Origin of the sequence: Baekduia sp. (assembly GCF_035685985.1) — a bacterium.
Classification (GTDB): Bacteria; Actinomycetota; Thermoleophilia; order Solirubrobacterales; family Solirubrobacteraceae; genus Baekduia.
Genome location: NZ_DASRZV010000007.1, coordinates 1 through 19,999, shown reverse-complemented (window position 1 = coordinate 19,999; position 19,999 = coordinate 1). Strand labels below are relative to the sequence as shown.

Here is a 19,999-nt window from a genome sequence, read left to right as displayed (position 1 = left end):
TCGCGCGCGTGTCGGCGAGGGCTCGCAACTCGGACCCCGCACCGCTAACGCCCACCCAGCTGAGCACGCTGACCGCCGCGGCCACGCGCGAGCTGCTCTGGGGCCTGCGCGAAGTGCGCTCGACCGTCCGCGCATGGCGCGGACGCGCCGCAGCGATCCCTGACCCGATGCTGCGACGCCACGCCCTCGACGCCCTGGATGACAAGAGGCCGCTGCTCGACGGCGCCGCACTGTTCTGGACCCTGCCGCGTACCCGAAATCTCGAACTCATCCGACTGCTGGTCGCCTTCCAGATCCTCGCCAACTTCCACGACCATGCAGGCGAGCGGGCCGGGCACGGCGCTGTGGAGGCCGCCGCGAGCATCCGCACGCTCGGTGCGGTCCTTGACATCCACCGTCCCTGGCGCGGGTACTTCGTCGGCTCGCCCCCGCCCGACGACGGCTACCTCGACTCGCTCGCGTTCACCTGCCGGTCAGTCGCCGCAAGTCTTCCGCACTACGACGACATCCGGCCGATCCTGATCGACCACGCCGCACGTGCCGAGGTGATGGACATCGACCACGACGCGCGCTCTGTCGACCGACTTGAACAACTTGAACGCTTCGCGACCGCACGCCTTGCGCATCCCGACATGTTCTGGTGGGAAGCGGCGGCGGGAGCCCCTTCGATGATGTCCGTTCACGTCGCCTTGGCCTTGGCGGCCGACAAGCGGACCACGCCGGACGAACACGCCCGCGCCGCCGACGCCTACATCTGGGTCGGCACGATTGCCTCGCTGCTCGACAACTACATCGACCAGCACGCCGACACCGCGACGGATACCCATAACTACATGGACTACTACGACAGTCGGGAGTCCAGCCTGGAGCGCATGACGTTCTTGATCGAACGGGCCCTCCGGGAGGTTTCCAGCCTGCCGCGGGGTCAACGGCATCTCGTGCTCGTCGCCTCGATGATCGCCATGTACCTCACGAGCGACAGCGCGCGAGGGAGCCAGCTGAGGTCCTCGACGCGAGCGTTGACCGCACGCAGCGGCACCCTGACCCGCGCGCTCATGCCGTTGCTCGCCGGCTGGCGCCTGGTCTACCGAGAAGGTGACGCATAGTCGCCGCCAGCTCGTGGCTGTTGCCCGCGAAACTGCCCGCCCAGCCCAACCTCCTTGCTGCGGGGGCGAACGCGCGCGCCAGTCCCAGCCTGGATCGCCCATGCCAACCGCGACCACCCCGAACCTAGAAGCGGATCTCGATGGGCGGCACCGGCCCGGGGGTAGGAATCCCGGGTTTCTCCCCCGTGGCTCCCGCTTTTCCGACCTCCTCGTGTCCACGGACACGGCGGTGTTCTCGTTCCGGGCGGCGACGCTGTGGCTCGTTCGTTGGAACCGGTGCGGCCAGAGGATGGTTCTGGGCGAGAGGGCGATCAGGACCGCTGCCTGGTTGAGCAAGTCCGGAAAGGCCTCTTGGCCTCGAAGGAGGCGAACGGGGCGGGGATGGCTGACTCAGCCGACGCCAGGCGCGGCAAGCTGCGGATTGCCGCGCGCTCATAAGGCCAAGTCTAGAGGCGGGTTCCCGACGATTCGTGGGGCAAGGCACGTGGGTGCGTGCCCAGCTCCACGTGACGCTGGCGGCGGCGGGGACGGGCCCGCGCCTCTTCACCACGCCGGCGGGCTCGGTGGTCGGCGCATCGGCCAGAGGGGTGGGCTGGTGCCGAGCTGGAAGGGGCCGAGGTGCTCGAAGCCGAGGCGTTCGTAGAGGGCGGCGTTGCGCTCGCTGGTCGCTTCGAGGTAGGCGGGGAGGCGTTCGTGGTCGCAGCGGTCGAGGGTGGGGCGGAGGAGGGTGGTGCCGAGTCCTTGGCCTTGGGCGTCGGGGGTGACGCCGACGTAGGGGAGGTAGTAGTGGGGCTCGCGGAGGTGGCGGTGCTCCATCAGCGTGATCAGGGCGAAGGCGTGGGGGAGGCGGCGGCCGAAGACCCGGGTGAAGGCCGGGCCGTGGGCGACCTGGGTGCGCAACGACATGCGCCAACGGCTCGGTGGCAGCTCCAGCGACGCGCCGGCGTTCCCGTCGACGGTCCAGGCGCGACCGACGGGAAGGACGACGTGGTGCAGCTCCAGGGCGAAGAACCGCTCCAGCCGGCGCCGTCGTCGCGGCCCGTCCGGGATCAGCCAGCCCAGCACGGGATCGTGCTCGAACGCGGCGGCCAGGACGGCGCTGAGCGAGCCGGCCTCCGACGGGGCGGCGGTGCGAAGGGAGCTGTCGGTGCGCAGCACGGGGTTCGCGTCCCGGTCGGTGGCGACCCGGTTGGGATCGTTGAAGGGTGACGGCCTCCCACCGGATCCGTCAAGCCCCGAGCGGATCGCCGCCGCCGGCCGCCGACCCTCTCCGCCGCCCCCGCGCCGACGCTTAACCGCTTCTCAAGCAGCTCCAAGCCTTTTCCCATAGAAACCTCAACAGCCGCCTTAGCCGATGCGAACGGGTCGGCCCGTACGTTCGCAGGCGCCATGGCGCTCATCGACCAACGGTACGAGGCAACTGACCAACCGCTCGCGCCGGATGGCCGCGCTTCAGCTTCGGAGCCCCGAACGCTGCTGGACGTCTTCGACGCGACCGTGGCCGCGCATCCCGAGGCGATCGCCGTGGAGGCCGCCGACGGGACCTTCGGCTATCGCGAGCTGCGGGATCGCTCGGCCGCGCTGGCGGCCGAGCTCGGCGCCGCGGGCATCGGTCGCGGCGACCGCGTCGGCGTGCGCGTCGCCGGCGGCACGGCGCGCCTGTACGTGGCGATCCTCGGCGTCCTGCGCTCGGGCGCCGCCTACGTGCCCGTCGACGCCGACGACCCGCCCGCGCGCGCCGAGCGCGCGTGGCAGGCGGCCGGCGTCCGGGCGATCGTCGTCGACGACGGCGTCGTCGGGCGCGGGCCCGGCAGCGGTCGCGGCGGGCCGCCCACGCCGGCCGACGACGCGTGGATCATCTTCACCTCCGGCTCGACCGGCGTCCCGAAGGGCGTGGCGGTCACGCACCGGAGCGCCGCCGCGTTCGTCGACGCCGAGGCCCGGCTGTGGACGGTGCGCGCCGACGACCGCGTGCTCGCGGGCCTCTCGGTCGGCTTCGACGCCAGCTGCGAGGAGATGTGGCTCGCGTGGCGGCACGGCGCGACGCTCGTCCCGGCGCCGCGCGCCGTCGTGCGCGCCGGCGCCGAGCTCGGCCCCTGGCTGGCCGCGCGCCGGATCTCCGTGGTCTCGACGGTGCCCACGCTCGCCGAGCTCTGGCTCGGCGACGACGACGACGGCGGCGACGGCGACGGCCGGGACGTCCTGGGCGGCGTCCGGCTGCTCATCCTCGGCGGCGAGGCGCTGCCCGACGCGCTCGCGCAGCGCCTGCTCGCCGACGGCCGCCGCGAGGTCTGGAACACCTACGGGCCCACCGAGGCGACGGTCGTCACGACCGCCGCGGCCGTCCGGCCCGGAGCGCCGGTGACGATCGGGCGCGCGCTCGACGGCTGGGCGACGGCGATCCTCGACGACGCGGGCGCGCCGGTCGCGCCCGGCGCGTGCGGGGAGCTCGTCATCGCGGGCGTCGGCCTCGGCCGCTACCTCGACCCGGCCCTGGACGCCGAGCGGTTCGGGCCGGTCGCGGCCCTGGGCTGGGAGCGCGCCTACCGGACCGGGGACCTCGTCCGCGACACGCCGCAGGGACACGCGTTCGTCGGCCGCGCCGACGACCAGGTCAAGATCAACGGCCGCCGGCTCGAGCTCGGCGAGGTCGACGCGCTGCTGCGGCAGGTCCCGGGCGTCGCGCAGGCCGCGGTCGTCGTGCGTCGCAGCCCGGCCGGCAACGCCGTCCTGGTGGGCTACGCGGTCGGCGACGGCCTCGACGCCGCGGCGGTCCGCACCGCGCTGGCCGAGCGGCTGCCCGCCGGGATCGTGCCGGTCGTCGTCGTGCTGGACGCCCTGCCGCTGAGGAGCTCGGGCAAGGTCGACCGGGACGCGCTGCCGTGGCCCCCGCCCGCGGCGGCGGCGCCCGAGCGGGCGGCGGCGGAGCTCGGCGAGGTCGAGGCCTGGGTGGCCGCCGCCTGGCGCGAGCAGCTCGGCCCCGTCGCGCTGACCGCCGACAGCGACGTCTTCGCGCTGGGCGCCACGTCGGTCGTGGTCGCCAAGCTCGTGTCGCACCTGCGGCGGCGGTTCCCCGCGGCCGCCGTCGCCGACGTCTACGAGCACCCGACGCTCGGGGCGCTCGCCGCCCGGCTGGAGCGGATGGCGCCGCCGGCGCCGTCCTCCGACGGCGACGACGACTCCCGGCCGGCGACGCCACCGCGGCGCGGCGTCTGGCACGCCGCGCAGCTCGCCGGCGTCGTGGTCCTCCTGGCCTTCGGCGTGCCGGTGTGGCTGGAGTCGATGTTCTTCTACAACCTGGTGACCGGGAACGGTCCGCGGATCCCGTGGCCGGTCCTGGTGGTCGCGTGGCTCCTGCTGCTGAGCCCGCCCGGGGGCGCGCTGCTGCTGATCGTCACGCGGCGCCTGCTGCTCGCCGACCTGCGGCCGGGCCGCCACGAGCGACACGGCTGGCTGGCCTACCGGATCTGGTTCGTCGAGCGGCTCGCGCGCGTGCTGCACGTCGAGCGCCTGGCCGGCACGCCGTGGGCCCCGCGGGTGGCGCGCGCCCTGGGCGCCGACGTGGCGCCCGACGCCCGGCTCGGGACGCTGCCCGCCGCGACGAGCCTGATGACCGTCGGCGCCGGCGCCACGATCGAGGCGAGCGTCGAGACCCACGGCTGGTCGATCGAAGGCGACGCGCTCGTGCTCGGCGCGGTGACCGTCGGGCCGGGCGCGAGCGTCGGGGCTCGATCGGTCCTGATGCCCGGCGCGGTCGTCGGCGCGCACGCCGAGATCGAGCCGGGCAGCGTGATCACGGGCACCGTGCCGCCCGGCGAGCGCTGGGGCGGCTCGCCCGCGGCGTACCTCGGCGAGGCCGGCGCGACGTGGCCCGCGCAGGCCCCGCCCGCGCCGCGACGAGGCCACTGGTCCGCGCTCTACGGGCTCGGCCTCGCCGCCACCAACATGTTGTCCTTGATCGCCGCGCTCCCGCCGCTGACGCTGCTGGCGTTCCTCGGCGCCTGGACCACTTCGTCGACGAGCGCCACGGTCGTGATCATCCTCGCCAGCGCGCCGCTGCTGGCCGCCATGTTCATCGTCACCGAGGCCGTCGTCACCGCGCTGGCCTTCCGCGCCGCGAGCCGGCTCCTGCGGCCCGGCCTGCACGCGGACACCGGCGCGGTCGGATGGGCGCTGTGGTTCACGGGCGCGATCGTCGAGACGACGCTGAAGCCGCTGTTCCCGCTCTACGCCTCCATCTACACGCGCCCGTGGCTGAGGCTGCACGGCATCGCGGTCGGGCGGCGCACCGAGATCTCCACGACGGAGGGGCTCAACCCGCTCGTGGAGCTGGGCGCGACGAGCTTCATGGCCGACCACCCGTTCTTCGCCGTCGGCCGTGCCCGCGCGGGGTGGCTGCGCGTGGAGCCGATCCAGGTCGGGGATCGCGCGTTCATCGGCAACGGCGCGGTGCTGCCGGGCGGCGCGCGGGTCGGGCACGGCAGCCTCGTCGGCATCGAGTCCAACGCGCCCGCCGACATGCCGGACGGCTCGTCGTGGTTCGGCAACCCGCCGCTGGAGCTGCCGCGCATCCCCGAGGCCGCGGACCCCCGCCGGACCACGAACCCGCCGCGGCGCCTGGTGGTGGCGCGGGGCGCGGTCGAGGTGGTGCGGATCCTGCTGCCCACGAGCGTGTCGATCGCGCTCGGCTCGCTGATCTTCCTGGGGCTCAACGGCGCGGGCGACCGGGCGGGCGTCGTCGGCATGCTCGCCGCCGCCCTCCCGCTCGAGGTCCTGGGCGCCGTCGCGGCGACCGTCGTCACCGTCGTCGTCAAGTGGGCGATCATCGGCCGCTACCGAGCGGGCGAGCGTCCGCTGTGGTCGTCGTTCGTCTGGCGGGACGAGATCGTCAACAGCTGCCAGGAGCAGCTCGCGGGGGAGTGGCTGCTGGAGACCGCGCAGGGCACCGCGATCGTGCCGGCCTACCTGCGGGCGATGGGCGCCAGGGTCGGCCGGGACGTGTGGGTCGACTCGCTGGCCATCACGGAGTTCGACGTGGTGACGCTCCACGACGGCTGCGCGGTCAACCGCGGGGCGTGCGTGGAGACGCACCTGTTCCACGACCGCGTGCTGAGGATCGGGCCGGCGGAGCTCGGTCCGGGATCGTCGCTGGGCACCGTGAGCGCCGTCCTGCCGGACTGCCGCCTCGGCGCCGAGACCGTGGTCGGCGGGCGCTCGGTCGTCCTGCGCGGCGAGGTGCTCCCGCCGCGCACGCGCTGGCATGGCGCGCCGGTCGTCGGCGTCGCGGCGCTGCCCGCGGGGTGACGCGATGACCCGGGCCCTCGCCGAGCCGGCCGTCCGCCTCCTGGTGGCCCGCCCGGCCGAGCCGTACGCCGAGCTCGTGGCCCGCGCCCGCGTGGCGAGCGCCGGCACCGACGCGCCGAGGACGTCGCGCAGCTACTGCTTCCCGTACGCGGTGCTCGCCTGGCACACCGGTCGCGTGGGCGTGGACCTCGAGCGCGTCGCGCCCTGCGACATGGCCTTCGCGCGGCTGGTGTGCACGCCACGCGAGCGCGCGCACCTCGCCGGCCGGCCGGTCGGCGCCCACGACGCGCTGCTGACCTCGCTGTGGTCGGGCAAGGAGGCGATGGCCAAGGCGGCCGGCGACGCCCGGCGCTACGAGCCGTCCCGCCTCGACGCGCCGCTGCTGTGGCCCGGCCACCGGGCCGGCCGCTGGCGCGCGCGCTCGCTGACCGGCCTGCCGCCGGGCCACGTGGGGTGGCTGGTGTGGGCGGAGGCCGGACCGGATGCTTCGGAGTAGCGCCGCCGCGCCTACTGGTTCGCCAGCACCGGCGTCGCCGGCCGCGCCGGCACGGCCGCCGTCGCGGCGCCGCGGCGGCGGTCCCGCCGGCGGGTCCACAGGCGATCCGCCATCGCCCAGGCCGCGAACGACAGCCCGCCGACCAGGCCGGTCGCCGTCGCCAGCACGCCCGCCGCGGCGGCCGCGGCCACGCCGCCGGACCCGAGGATCAGCACGGTCGCGCCCGCGCCGACCGACGGCCCGACCGGCAGCTGGCCGATCGCGACCATGGCGATCAGCACGGCGATCGAGTCGAAGATCGAGGCGTCGACGCCCACGGCGTGCAGCAGCAACCAGTTGCGCGCGATCTGCGCGAAGACCGCGATCAGCACCAGCCCGAACAGCCGCCGCCCGTCGCGCAGGCGATGCAGGACGGCCAGGCCCTGCCACAGGGGCCGGGCGGCGCGGATCGACATCCGGCGCAGCGCGAAGGTCAGGCCGACGACGGCCGCGACGAAGACGATCGGGCACCACCACGGCAGCCCGAGCGGGCCGATCAGCGTGACCGACGTCGCCGCGGCCAGGCCCGCCTCGACCGCCAGGATCGGCAGCTCAGCGGCCATCAGCGTCGCGACGCCCGGCGCGTCGGCCGGGCTGCTGCGCCGCAGCGCGGCGATCCGGGCCGCGGTCCCGAGCTGGGCGTTCAGCAGCGAGCCGACGTAGCCCATGCTCGACGCCCGGTACAGCGGGCGCCGCGACAGCGTCCCGCCGGCGGCCTCGATCGTCCGGTGCCACGCCTCGGTCCGCGACACCAGCGCGACGACCTGCAGGAACGCGGCGAGCAGCAGCACCGGGATCGACGCCCGCGACAGCGCGGTCGCGAAGTCGTCCCGATGGCCGGCCAGCACGAGCACCATCACGCCCGCGGCGACCACCGAGCCGACCACGGCGACCAACCGCCGATGGCGCTCCAGCCACGGCCGAACGCGCTGAGAGAGCTGCGACATGACCGCCCACGCTACGCACGCGCGCGACGGGAGTCCCTACAGCTATCCCCCGGATCGCGCGCGGGTATCCGCCTGCCCGCTGCCGTGGGCGGGGCAGGGGACCGGAAACCGGTGCCGAAAAGGGGTCTGGCTCGTACCGGTTCGCCCGGGGCGCGGCCGTCCCGTCCAGCCGCTCTCCACCGGTCCGCCGCCTCTCTCCAGATGCCGTCTCGCCTTCGCCTCGTGCTCTGCGCGCTGCTCGCGCTCGCCCTCCTCGTCCCCGCGGCCGCGCAGGCCGACGGCACGCCGGACATCTCCGTGGCGGTCTCGTCGCGGTCGGTCCTCTACGGCGAGGACGTCCCGGTCACGGTCACCGCGACCAACCCGCCCGGGACCTACGGCTACAACTTGAGCTTCCGGGTGGTCCTGCCCGCGGGCGTCAGCTACGCCGGCGGCGCCTCCGTCGCGCCGCAGGTCGTCGCCGACAAGCCGCTCGTCGGCCAGACGACGCTGATCTTCAGCAACGTCTCGGACCTCTCGCCGAACTCCAGCCGCGCGCTGGACTTCACGATCGCCTACGACCATGCGACCTACGACGTCGGCGACACGTTCGGGGTCCTCGGCCAGGCGTTCGTGAACGACGACCCGCGCTTCGTGCCGAAGTTCGACCCGGCCACCGGCGCGGCCGGCGGCGGCGCGACCGGCACGGCCGGCACGGCCGGCACGGGCGGCACGGTCATCGGCGCCCAGAAGATCAACGCCATCAAGGTGACCAAGGACGAGCCCTCGGCCGAGGGCGAGATCCTGCGCGGCGTCCACGACCACCAGACCGTCTACACGGTCACCGTCGAGAACAACGACGTCCACTCCACCACCGGCACGACGCTCGACGACTACCTGCCCGCCGGCCTGGAGTTCCTCGGCTGCGGCAACGGCACCGACGACCACACCACCGACGCGCCGACCAACCCCGGCTCCACGGAGGAGTACCCCGGCGCGGGGCCGATCGACATCCCGTCGCTGACCGGGTGCGTCGACCCGATCTCGGTCGACACCGAGACGGTGGACCCCGACGGCCCCGGCCCGCTGCCCAGCGCGGTCTACACCCACGTCGTCTGGGACGTCGGCACGCTCGCGCCCGGCGAGACGCGCACGTTCCCCTACCGCGCCGCGGTCCCGCTGCGCGCCAACACCACCACCTTCACCGGCACGCGCCCGACCGCCGCGTCTGGCGGCCAGGGCGCCAACCTGGACAACAACAACGGGCCCGAGGTCGCCGACGAGACCGCGCTGACCAACCTCGTCCACGCGACCGGCGACTACCAGGGCGGCACGCCGGTCCCGGTCTCCGACGACGCGACGCTCACCCGCACCGCCGAGGACTACGTGGTGCGCAAGACGGCGTCCGCGGGCGCGCTGGAAGAGGGCGCGATCACCACGTGGACGCTGCGCTTCGCGACCTCCGAGTACCGCTACGTCGACGACGCGACGGTCACCGACACGCTGCCCAACGGCTTCTGCCCGCTGGACGCCACCAACCGCACCTCCGGCAACGACGGCGCCGACAGCGAGTGCGACCCGGTCGCCGGCAACGAGCCCTCGGCGCCGTACGAGACCGCGGTCGAGAACGCCGACGGCACCTGGACGCTGACGTGGGACGCGTCGGTCCTGGCCCACCTCGGCCACATCGGCATCGACGACAGCTTCACCATCACCTTCCCGACGCGCACCCGCGCGCGCTACCAGTCCAACTTCCTGCCCGCCGGGCCGATCCTCACCCGCGACGCGGTCAAGAACACGGTCACGACCGACGCCGAGCAGTACGCCCGCTGCACCGCGCCCGGCACCGCGGACTGCGCGACGCCCGGGCCGAAGGTCGCCGCCACGATCGCCGACGGCTCGGCGATCGCCGACGCCAGCGAGGCGGGGCAGACCGCGACCGACCCGGTGATCGACAAGAAGGTCGCCGCCTCGGGGGCCGACTGCTCGGCGGTCACCTTCGTCGACACCGTCCCGCACTACCACCCGGGCGACCGCGTCTGCTGGTGGGTGCGCGTGACGTTCCCCTCGGCGGTCGACACGACGCCGCAGGCGCTCGCCGACTTCCTGCCCGCCGGCGCCGACTACGAGGGCGGCAGCGAGACGGCCGGCCCCGGCGACACGGTGACCTCGACGCTCGACGCCTCGGGCGCCGCGAGCGACAAGGTGCTGCGCTGGACGGTCAGCGGCAGCACGGTCCCGTCCGGCAGCAAGGTCTTCTCGCGCGTCTTCTCGACGATCGCCCGTCCGACCGGAAGCCCGGCCACCGGCGACATCACCGGCAACCTCCTCAAGTTCTCCTCGACCGACACGCCGGGCGTCTCGACGTCCCTGCGCGACGAGGCCGACTACGTCCTCGACACGCCGAGCGTCGAGCTGACCAAGGGCGTTCGCACCGTCGTGCGCGGCGGCACCACCGTGACCGGCCCGCTCGCTCCCAACAGCGACAACATCGCCGTCCAGGGCGGCGACCAGGTCACCTACCGCGTCGACGTCACGAACTCGGGCGCCCAGGACGCGATCGACGTCCAGGTCCGCGACCTGCTGCCCGCCGACTACCAGTGCCCGTTGACGCCCGGCCCGATCAGCGACGGCGGCACGTGCGTGGACGGCGGCCTCGCCAACGACCAGGTCCGGTGGACGCTGCCCACGCTCGCGGCGGGCGCCACGACGACGCTCACCTACACCTTGACGGTGCCGTCCGACATCGGGCCGCATCGCTCGCTGGTCAACCACGCGGGCGTGCGCCAGTTCGAGGGCGCGACGAACCTCGGCGGGACCTACGTCTACACGCCGGCGAGCAACATCGACCCGACGAACCCCGCCACGCCCAACGCCCCCGCGGCCGACGACGTCAGCGAGGTCCACACCGCCGACGACGTGGTGACCAAGTCCCGCCAGACCGAGATCACCGAGGCGGGCAACTCCGCCACCCAGGCGACCATCGGCGAGGAGATCACCTACACCTTGTCGGCGACCGTGCGCGCGGGGACGACGCTGCACGGCACGGCGCAGCTGACCGACACGGTGGACAGCTCGACGCGCCAGCCCTACGTCGCGGGCTCGGCGACGGCGACGCTCGACGGCGCGGCGCTGCCCGCCGGCTTCACGCTCGACACCGGCGGCTCGACGCCGCGCGTCGTGTTCCCCACCGACTACGCCGTGCCCGCGGGCGCGACCGACGCGACGATCGAGCTGGTCTTCAAGACGAAGGTCGCCGACGTCGCCGGCAACACGCGGACCTCGGGCAACCTCACCAACCAGGCCCACCTGACCTGGACCGACCCGACCGACGGCGCGCAGACGCGCGACTCGGCCTCGGTGGCGACGCAGATCGTCGAGCCGCTCATCGCCCAGGACAAGCGCGACGACGTCAACCCGGGCCGCGCCGCGCCCGGCGACATCATCACCTACACGGTCACGACGACCAACCCGTCGACGCCCGGCCGGGTCTCGACCGCCCATGACCTCGTCACCGAGGACGTCGTCCCGGTCGGCCTGACCCCGATCGGCGCCGCGCCCGGCAACGCCGCGCTGGCCGACGGCGCCACGGTGCCCGGCAGCGGCGGCGCGACCTGGGACGCGGGCACGCGCACGATCAGCAAGGCCGTCAGCACGCTGGCCCCGGACGCGAGCGCGTCGTTCAGCTACCGCGTGCAGGTCGACGACCCCGGCGTCGGCGGCGCGACGAAGGTCAACACGGTCACCACGACCGCCACGAGCCTCGGCTCACCGGCCGACGCCGACGGCGAGCGCACGACCGGCACCGGCTACTCGGCGTCCAAGAGCGACACCATCACCTTGGTCGGCGCGACGATCGCCAAGTCCGCGAGCCCGACGACGGCGACGATCGGCACGCCCGTCACCTACACGTTGCGCGTCACGATCCCGGCGAGCCTCGCGCTCTACGACGTGACCGCGGTCGACGTGCTGCCCGACAGCCTCGACTTCGACGGCTACGGCACCGCGACGTGCGTCAGCGGCTGCCCGCTGGTCAACCCCGTCAACACCTACACCTCGGTCGTCTCCGGCACGACGAAGCTCGCCTGGGACCTCGGCGACTTCGCGACGCCGCTGGCCACGCCGCAGGTCGTCGAGCTGACCTACCAGGCCCACGTGCGCGCCACGCACCGCACGGGCGGCGCGGCGGTCGTCGTCGGCCAGACGGCGGTCAACTCGGCCACGGTGGCCAGCGACCGCACCGACCTCAAGGGCGCGTTCGACGCGGCGACGATCCCGGCGACCTTCGACGACACCTCCACGCCCGCCACGGCGACGGTGACGGTCGTCGAGCCGAAGCTGACCGTCGACAAGCAGGTCAAGGTCGGCGGCGGATCGTTCGTCGACGGCCCGGCCACCGCGCGGTCCGACAGCGGCCTGACCTACCGGATCGTCGTGACGAACACCGGCAACGCGCCGGCCTATGACGTGACGGTCGGCGACACGCCCGACGCCGCGCTGACCGGCGTCACGCCGGGCACGCCGCCGACGGGCGTCACGGTCACCGACGGCTGGACGGCGGCCGATCCCGCGATGGCCTGGCGGATCGCCGGCCCGATCGCCGCGGGCGACAGCGTCACGCTGACCTACACCGCCGACCTCGTCGCGGCGAGCGGCCTGCACGACGGCCAGAACGTCGACAACACCGCGACGGTCCCGCACTACTTCGGCGCGCCCGAGGCGACGCGGACCGCCAACCCGACGACGATCTACAGGGACTACACCGACGGCGGCAGCGACGCCACGCGCGTGGTCCTCGACTTCCCGACGTTCACGCTCGTCAAGAACGTCGGCGCGTCCGGCGGGGCGAAGACCGGGACGGCCGAGGTCGGCCAGGACTTCACGTGGCGGCTGACCGTCACCAACACGTCGGGCACGGCGTCGGCGAGCGCGGTGCACGTGACCGACACGCTGCCGCCCAACTGGGCGTACAAGGCGGGCTCGGCGACGATCGCGCCGGGCGGCGCCGCGCTGGAGCCGACGGTCACCGCGCACGCCACCGGTGACGCGCTGGACTGGAACGTCGGCACGCTGGCGGCGGGCGCGAGCAAGACCGTGACGCTCGTGGCCCGGCCGCTGCCCGCCGCGGCGACCACGCCGGGCACCGGCACGGCGGCCAACGTCAACAGCGCCGCGGTGACCGCCGCCACCGACGAGGCCGGCAACCGCGGCAACGCCGACGGCGACTACGGCAGCGCGCCCGACACGGCCACCGCCACGCTGCACCTGCCGGACCTGGCGATCGTCAAGACGCCGGACCACGGCGCGGTCAACGCGGGCGAGACGTCGTCGTTCGACGTCGCGGTCACCAACAACGGCAACGCCACCGCGCGCGGCGTGGACATCGCCGACGTCCTGCCCGAGGGGCTGACCTACACCGCGGGCGACGCCACGGCCTCGCCGTCGACGGGCTTCTCCGAGGCGTCGGTGGCCGCCGGCCCCGGCACGGGCCAGACGACGGTGCACTGGACGGTCGCGACGCTGGCCGCCGGAGCGACGGTCACGGTGACGGTCCCGGTCACGGTCGGCCACGACGTCGCCGACGGGACGACGCTCACCAACGCCGCCGAGGCCCGCTCCGACGAGGTGCCGACGCCGGTCGGCGACACGGGGTCGCTGGACGTCAGCGCGAGCGCCGACCTGTCGATCGCCAAGACCGGCGCCGCGCGCTACGTCGCCGGCACGAGCTACACGTGGCACCTGCGGGTCCGCAACCTCGGGCCGTCCGACGCCCAGGCCGCGACGGTGGCCGACGCGCTGCCGTTCGGGACGACGTTCGTCTCGGCCGACGCGCCCTGCGCCGAGGCCGGGGGCGTCGTGACCTGCGCGCTCGGGACGATCGAGCCGGGCTTCGACCACACCTACGACATCGAGGTCGCCGTCGATCCGGGCCGGACCGGGCCGTCGCTGTCCAACACCGCGACGGTGTCGGCGAGCACGACCGACCCGGTGCCCTACGACAACGTGTCGACGTGGGACGCCGGCGGGTCGACGCTGGCCGACGTGTCGGTGACGAAGGCCGCCGCGCCGGCCGCGATCCTCAAGAACGGCCAGACCACGTTCACCATGGTGGTGCACAACGCGGGGCCGTCCGTCGCGCGCTCGGTGACGCTCACCGACCCGATGCCCGCGGGCCTGACGGTCGTCTCGGCGTCCGGCACGGGCTGCGCGGTCGCCGCCGACACGGTGACCTGCGCGCTCGGTGACCTGGGCGTCGGCGCCGACGCGACGGTCACGGTCGTGGCCAAGGGCATCGACAACGGCACGTGGACGAACACCGCGACGGTCGCGACGATCACGAGCCAGCCCGCGGGCGGGGGCGATCCCGACAGCGCGGACGCGTCGGTCGTCGTCGGCCCGGTCGCCGACCTGCAGGTCGCCAAGACGGCGCCGGGGACGGTCGCGGCGGGCGGGACGCTGACCTGGAAGGTCTCGGTGGCCAACGCCGGGCCCGACCCGGCGACGGGCGTGACGCTCACCGATCCGCTGCCCGCCGGGACCGTGTTCGTGGCGGCCGACCCCGGCTGCGCGGAGGCCGCGGGCACCGTGACCTGCGACGTCGGGGCGCTGGCCGTCGGCGACCGCGCGGAGCGGACGATCACCGCGACGGTGCCGGTCGCGCTGGCCGACCAGACGCTGATCAACACCGTGACCGCCACCGCCGACCAAGGCGATGACCATCCCGAGGACGACACCGCGTCGGCGAGCACGCTCGTCGGGCCGGCGGCCGACCTCGGCGTCGTGAAGACCGGTCCGGCCTCCGCGGCCGCCGGCGGGCAGATCGCCTGGACGATCGTCGCCACCGACCACGGGCCGTCGGCCGCCACCGGCGTCACGGTCACCGACGCGCTGCCCGACGGCGTGACGCCGGTCTCCGCGACGCCGACCCAGGGCGCGTGCGCGATCGCGGGCGCGACCGTCACGTGCGCGCTGGGCTCGCTGGCCTCCGGCGGGGCCGCGCAGATCCAGCTGGTGGGGACGATCGCCGCCGACCGCGTCGGCGCGACGCTGACCAACGGCGCGGAGATCCGGGGCGATCAGCCGGACCCGGTGGCCGGCAACGATCGCTCCAGCGCGACGACGACCGTCGGGCCGGCGGCCGTCACCGGCCCCGACCTGAAGCTCGTCAAGTCCGTGATCGGCGACGCCAAGCCGCAGCTCGGGCGCGCGCTGCGCTACGCGCTGGACGTCACCAACGCCGGCGACGCGGCGGCCACCGGCGTGGTCGTGACCGACACGCTGCCCGCCAACCTGGAGTACGTCACGTCCGCGATCCCGGGCGGCACGTGCAAGGCCACCAACTCGGTCGTGACGTGCGCCGTCGCGTCGCTGGCGGCGGGCGAGACCCGGCGCGCGACGGTCACCACGCGGCCGATCGCGCCCGGCCCGGTGCGCAACACGGCCAGCGTGCTGTCGGCGACGGCCGAGACCCGGGCGGTCGACAACGTCGCCTCGGCGGGCACGACGGTCACCGCGCCGCGCGCCACGCTGCGCCTGGTGAAGACCACGACGCGGCGGTCGCCGGTCCGCGCCGGCCAGCACGTCACCTACCAGGTGCGGGTCACCAACGTCAGCACGCGCGCCGCGGCGGACGTGGTCGTCTGCGACACGCTCCCGAAGGCGCTCGTGGTCGTCTCCGCGCCGGGCGCGAAGTTCCGGCACGGCCGTCCGTGCTGGACGATCGCGATGCTGCGCGCCGGCCACGGCACGACGTTCCGCCTGACCGCGCGGCTGACCGGCGGCGCCCGCCCCGGCCGGATCCGCAACGTGGCGAGCGTGACCGCCCGCAACGCGAGCAGCCGCCGCGCCGCGGCGACGATCACGGCGGCGGCGCAGCGGGTCGCGGCGGCGCGGGGCGGAGGGGTCACGGGGTAGCCGCTCGCGGCGCCCCGTGACGCGGGTCAGACCAGGAACGCCCGCTCGAAGAACCACACCAGGCCCATCGCGCAGACGCCCGCGGCGATCGTCCCGGTCGTCCCGACGTTGACGAGCGGGGCGCGGCGGCGCAGGAGGGTCAGCACCGGGAAGGTCAGCAGGATCAGCCCGAGCTGCACGGACTCGATGCCGAGGTTGAAGACCACCAGGGACGACAGCAGGCTCCACGACGCGCCCTGGTCGATGCCCAGCGCGGAGGCGAAGCCGAGGCCGTGGACCAGGCCGAAGCAGAAGACGACGCCGAGGCGGGTCCAGCCCGCGGCGTCGAGCCCGAGCGGGCCCGGGCCGACCTCCTCGACGTCGGCGGCCCGGCCGCGCAGCTCCCAGATCCGCCGCAGGTGCAGGGCCGCGACGATCGCGATCGAGAGGGCGATCGTCGGCTCCACGAGGCCGGACGGGACGGCGACGACGCCGAGCGCGGCGAGGATGAACGTCACCGAGTGGGCGATCGTGAAGCTCGACGCGGCCAGCACGATCTCGCGCAGGCGGCGGGACCCGGCGATCAAGGCCAACAGGAACAGGATGTGGTCGATGCCGGTGAGCAGGTGGTTGGCGCCGAGCCGGAAGAACTCCCAGTACTCCGTCAGCAGCGACTGCTGGGTGGAGAACGCGGGGTGCCTGGCGTCGAGGCTCGCGGTGCCCGACTTCAGGTCCAGCTCCTCGTAGGTCACGATCGTCTTGGTGCCGCGGACGTAGCCCTCGGAGTTGGGGAACAGCGCGCTGCGCAGCTCGTGCGCGCCGCCGCTCTCCGGGCAGCGGTAGTCGAGGTCCACGATCGCGTAGTCGGTGCCGTCGCGCTGGGTGATCCGCGCGGGACCGTCCTGCGTGGGCGTGCAGGCCGTGCCGTCCTTGACCGTCAGGCGCTGGTGCCGCTCGATGTAGGCCATGACGGCCTTGGCGTGGTCGTCGAGCGCCTTGGCCTCCGCGGCGTGGTCGTGCGCGTCGAAGGCCGGGGTGCCTTGGCGGAAGAGCGGGTCGTCGTGCTCGGCGTCGGCGGCGGAGACGACGAGCAGGTCGTACTCCAACTGCAGCTCGGTGCGGACGTGGCCCTTCTCGGGCGACGTCATGTCGATGTAGACGACCGAGCTGAAGCCGTGCGCGAACGCGGACGCGGCGTTCAGCAGCGTGCTCGCGGCGATGGCGATCAGCAGGACGACAACTACGGGGCGGGTGCGGTGGCGGACGGCGTGCATGGGAGGCTCCTTGGGCGGCGGGCATCCTGGCGGCCCCGTGCGGCCGAGCGGTGAACTTGGTGTGAAATCGGCTCGACGGGAGCCGCGCGGGCGGAAAAGATCGCTCGCCGACATGCCCGCCATCGCCCGCCAGCCCCGCCGACGCCCCCTGCGCACGACCACCCGACGCGGCCGCGCGCTGCTCGCGGCGGCGGCCGCCGCCGTGTTGGCCGCCGGCGCCGTCGGCGCGGCGGGCTGCGGCTCCTCCGAGGACTGGTCGTCGCCGCACGCCCGGCCGACCGCGGTCGGCGCGCTCGGCGCGGGCTTCGTCGACCGCGAGCACCCGCCCGCGCCGGAGGCGACGATCGCGCCGCGGCCCGGATCCTGGGACGACGTGCGCCCGTCCAGGGGCTACCGGGTCGTGCTGCTGCGCTACGGCGGCGACGACCAGACGCGCACGCTGGCCGACGCGGTGCGCGACTGGGCCGGCCAGGTCGACGCGAGCCTGAAGACCGTCACCGCCCAGCGGCCGGACAAGCTCATCGAGAGCATCACCGAGGCCATGGCCTTGAAGCCCGACCTCATCATCTCGGTCGGCAACAGCCTCGTCGATCCGCTCGCGCTGGTGACCGCCAACCACCTCGACCAGCAGTTCCTGGTCGTCGGGGCGGAGGTGGCCGAGCCGACCGCCAACGTCACCGCGGCCGACTGGAAGGGCGCCTCGTTCCGAGGCGAAGGGCTCGGCCTGCCCAACGCCTATGACCCGGCGTCGTTCACGCCCGAGCGCGCCGGGCGCGCGGTCCGGGCCGGCGTCGCGGCGGTGCTGCACGGCATCACCGGCATCGTGCTCCGCGTCCGCTGACGTCCGCCGCCCGGCGAACCTCGCCTTCTCTACCGGATCGACACGCTTCCTTCACCACTCGGCCACATCTGGATCCCTGGCGCCGTTTGAAGATGCCGCGCGTCCATCTCGGTCCAAACGAAAGGCAAGGAAACATCAGTGGTGCCTTCTAGCCACACCAACAAGCGGGCAGGGACGCCGCGGTCCACGAGGCGTCATGGGCGCCGCGCGGCCGCCGGGGCGGCTCTGGCCACGCTCGCCGTCTCGGGCGTCTTCGGCATCGGGTCGATGACCGGTGCCAGCGCCCAGAGCCCGGTGACGTCGACCGACATCACGCTGACCGTCGGCGCCAACGCGGCGCAGCGCGTCGTCTCCTGGTACGCGTCCGGCAACGGCGCCCAGTCGGTCCAGGTCGCGCCGACCTCGCAGCTCGTCAACGGCGAGTTCCCGGCCAACGCGACGACCTACCCGGCCACGCTCGCGGCCAACACCGTCAACGGCGGCTACAACGGCCACGCCACGCTCGACGGCCTGCAGGAGGACACCGCGTACTCCTACCGGGTCGGCAGCGACGGCGCCTGGTCGTCGACCTACGCGTTCAAGACGCGCAAGTTCTCCGGCAACTTCGACTTCCTGTTCTTCGGCGATCCGCAGATCGGGTCGTCGGGCAACACGGCCAAGGACGGCGCGGGCTGGCAGGACACGCTCGACGTGTCGCTGGCCGCCAACCCCGACAGCGAGCTGCTCGTCTCGGGCGGCGACCAGGTCGAGACCGCCAACACCGAGTCGCAGTGGGACGCGTACTTCGCGTCCGACAAGCTGCGCCAGGTCCCCACCGCTCCGACGATCGGCAACCACGACGTCGGCGGCAAGGCCTACGAGCAGCACTTCTGGACCCCCAACACGGACCGGTCCACGTCCTTCTACCAGGGCAGCGCCGCCACCCAGTCCGGCGGTGACTACTGGTACATCTTCAAGGGCGTCCTGTTCATCCACCTCAACTCGAACGCGTACGCCAACGGCGCCGACGCCGCGCACATCGCGTACGTGACCAGCGTGGTCCAGGCCCACAAGGCCGAGGCCAAGCACATCGTGTTGGTCTACCACCACGCGATCTACTCGCCGGCCGACCACGCCAACGACAGCGACAACAAGCAGCGCCGCATCGACTTCCCGACCGCGTTCTCGAACCTGGGCGTCGACCTCGTGCTGCAGGGCCACGACCACAGCTACTCGCGCAGCTACTCCATCAAGAACGGCCAGAAGGCCAACACGAGCGAGCAGCCCGGCGCCACCGAGGTCTCCGCGGGCCCGGGCGGCGTCATCTACGTGACGGCCAACTCCGCCTCGGGCTCCAAGTACTACGACCTGACGACCCCGGTCGCCGGCGAGTACGGCCCGGACCCGCTGGACCCGACCGGGAAGCGGCACTACGCGAACTCGGTCGAGAACCAGGAGCACGTCCGCACCTACGTCAAGGTGGGCGTCAAGGACGACTCGCTGACGGTGCAGGAGATCCGCAGCGGGACGTGCGCCGCGCCGAACGCCGCGGTCGAGCTGGGCAAGGTCTCCTGGTGCGGCCCCAACAGCGGCGCGACCCCGGCCCAGCCGGTCGGCTCGATCGTCGACAAGACGGTGATCTACCGCAACGCCGCTCCCGTGAGCGGGACGGTGCCGTCGACGCTGTCGCTGAAGCTCGACACGCCGCCGACGTTCAGCGCGTTCACCCCGGGCGTCGCCAATGACTACGTCGCGTCGATGACGGCCAACGTCGTCTCGTCCGCGGGCGACGGCGTCCTCACGGTCGCCGACCCGAGCGACGCGGCCGTCGGCCGCCTGGTCAACGGGAGCTACAGCCTGGCCTCGGCCCTGCAGGCCAAGGCCAGCAGCCCGAACGGCGCCGGCGCCAGCGCGTTCGCGCCGGTCGGCGGCTCGACGACGCCGACGTCGCTGCTGAGCTACTCGGGCCCGGTCAGCAACGACCCGGTCACGGTGCAGTTCCAGCAGCACATCGGGGCCAACGACCCGCTGCGCACCGGCAAGTACAGCAAGACGCTGGTGTTCACGCTGTCGACCACCAGCCCCTGATCGCCGGCGGATCGCCCGATCCGCCGGACCCGGGGGGTGGGGGGGGGGGGGGG

9 protein-coding genes are annotated in these 19,999 nt (G+C 74.0%); 6 read left to right on the top strand and 3 right to left on the bottom strand.

Features of this window, described 5'->3' with window-relative positions; translation table 11 throughout:
• Positions 1–8 precede the first annotated feature (8 nt).
• Positions 9–1,106 carry a DUF2600 family protein gene (locus VFG42_RS02280; RefSeq protein WP_324904823.1) on the top strand — a complete coding sequence of 366 codons (1,098 nt, stop codon included), beginning with the start codon at positions 9–11 and terminating at the stop codon, positions 1,104–1,106.
• Between the two features lie 543 nt (positions 1,107–1,649).
• Here the strand turns inward: VFG42_RS02280 and VFG42_RS02275 are convergent.
• Positions 1,650–2,264, bottom strand: a complete 615-nt coding sequence (locus VFG42_RS02275) for a GNAT family N-acetyltransferase (protein WP_324904821.1) — start codon at positions 2,262–2,264, stop codon at positions 1,650–1,652.
• Between the two features lie 339 nt (positions 2,265–2,603).
• On the opposite strand from VFG42_RS02275, the gene VFG42_RS02270 reads away from it, so the two are divergent.
• On the top strand, positions 2,604–6,410 hold the full coding sequence (locus VFG42_RS02270; protein WP_324904819.1) for a Pls/PosA family non-ribosomal peptide synthetase: 3,807 nt from the start codon (positions 2,604–2,606) through the stop codon (positions 6,408–6,410).
• Between the two features lie 4 nt (positions 6,411–6,414).
• On the top strand, positions 6,415–6,906 hold the full coding sequence (locus VFG42_RS02265) for a 4'-phosphopantetheinyl transferase superfamily protein (RefSeq protein ID WP_324904817.1): 492 nt from the start codon (positions 6,415–6,417) through the stop codon (positions 6,904–6,906).
• An 11-nt stretch (positions 6,907–6,917) separates the two neighbouring features.
• On the opposite strand, the gene VFG42_RS02260 is transcribed toward VFG42_RS02265, so the two are convergent.
• Positions 6,918–7,892, bottom strand: coding sequence for a lysylphosphatidylglycerol synthase domain-containing protein (locus VFG42_RS02260; RefSeq protein ID WP_324904815.1), 975 nt, complete (start codon positions 7,890–7,892; stop codon positions 6,918–6,920).
• 201 nt (positions 7,893–8,093) lie between these two features.
• On the opposite strand from VFG42_RS02260, the gene VFG42_RS02255 reads away from it, so the two are divergent.
• Positions 8,094–15,785, top strand: coding sequence for an isopeptide-forming domain-containing fimbrial protein (locus tag VFG42_RS02255; RefSeq protein ID WP_324904813.1), 7,692 nt, complete (start codon positions 8,094–8,096; stop codon positions 15,783–15,785).
• Positions 15,786–15,811: 26 nt separating this feature from the next.
• On the opposite strand, the gene VFG42_RS02250 is transcribed toward VFG42_RS02255, so the two are convergent.
• The gene (locus VFG42_RS02250; protein WP_324904811.1) at positions 15,812–17,038 is read right to left on the bottom strand and encodes a HupE/UreJ family protein; all 1,227 of its coding nucleotides are present in this window, start codon (positions 17,036–17,038) and stop codon (positions 15,812–15,814) included.
• 112 nt (positions 17,039–17,150) lie between these two features.
• Between VFG42_RS02250 and VFG42_RS02245 the strand changes: the two genes are divergently transcribed.
• Both VFG42_RS02245 and VFG42_RS02240 read left to right on the top strand, forming a co-directional pair.
• A complete protein-coding gene (locus VFG42_RS02245; protein WP_324904809.1) occupies positions 17,151–17,879 on the top strand; it encodes a hypothetical protein in 729 nt (242 codons plus the stop codon).
• Positions 17,880–18,146: 267 nt separating this feature from the next.
• Positions 18,147–19,946 carry a metallophosphoesterase family protein gene (locus tag VFG42_RS02240; protein WP_324904807.1) on the top strand — a complete coding sequence of 600 codons (1,800 nt, stop codon included), beginning with the start codon at positions 18,147–18,149 and terminating at the stop codon, positions 19,944–19,946.
• The last annotated feature ends 53 nt before the right edge of the window (positions 19,947–19,999 follow it).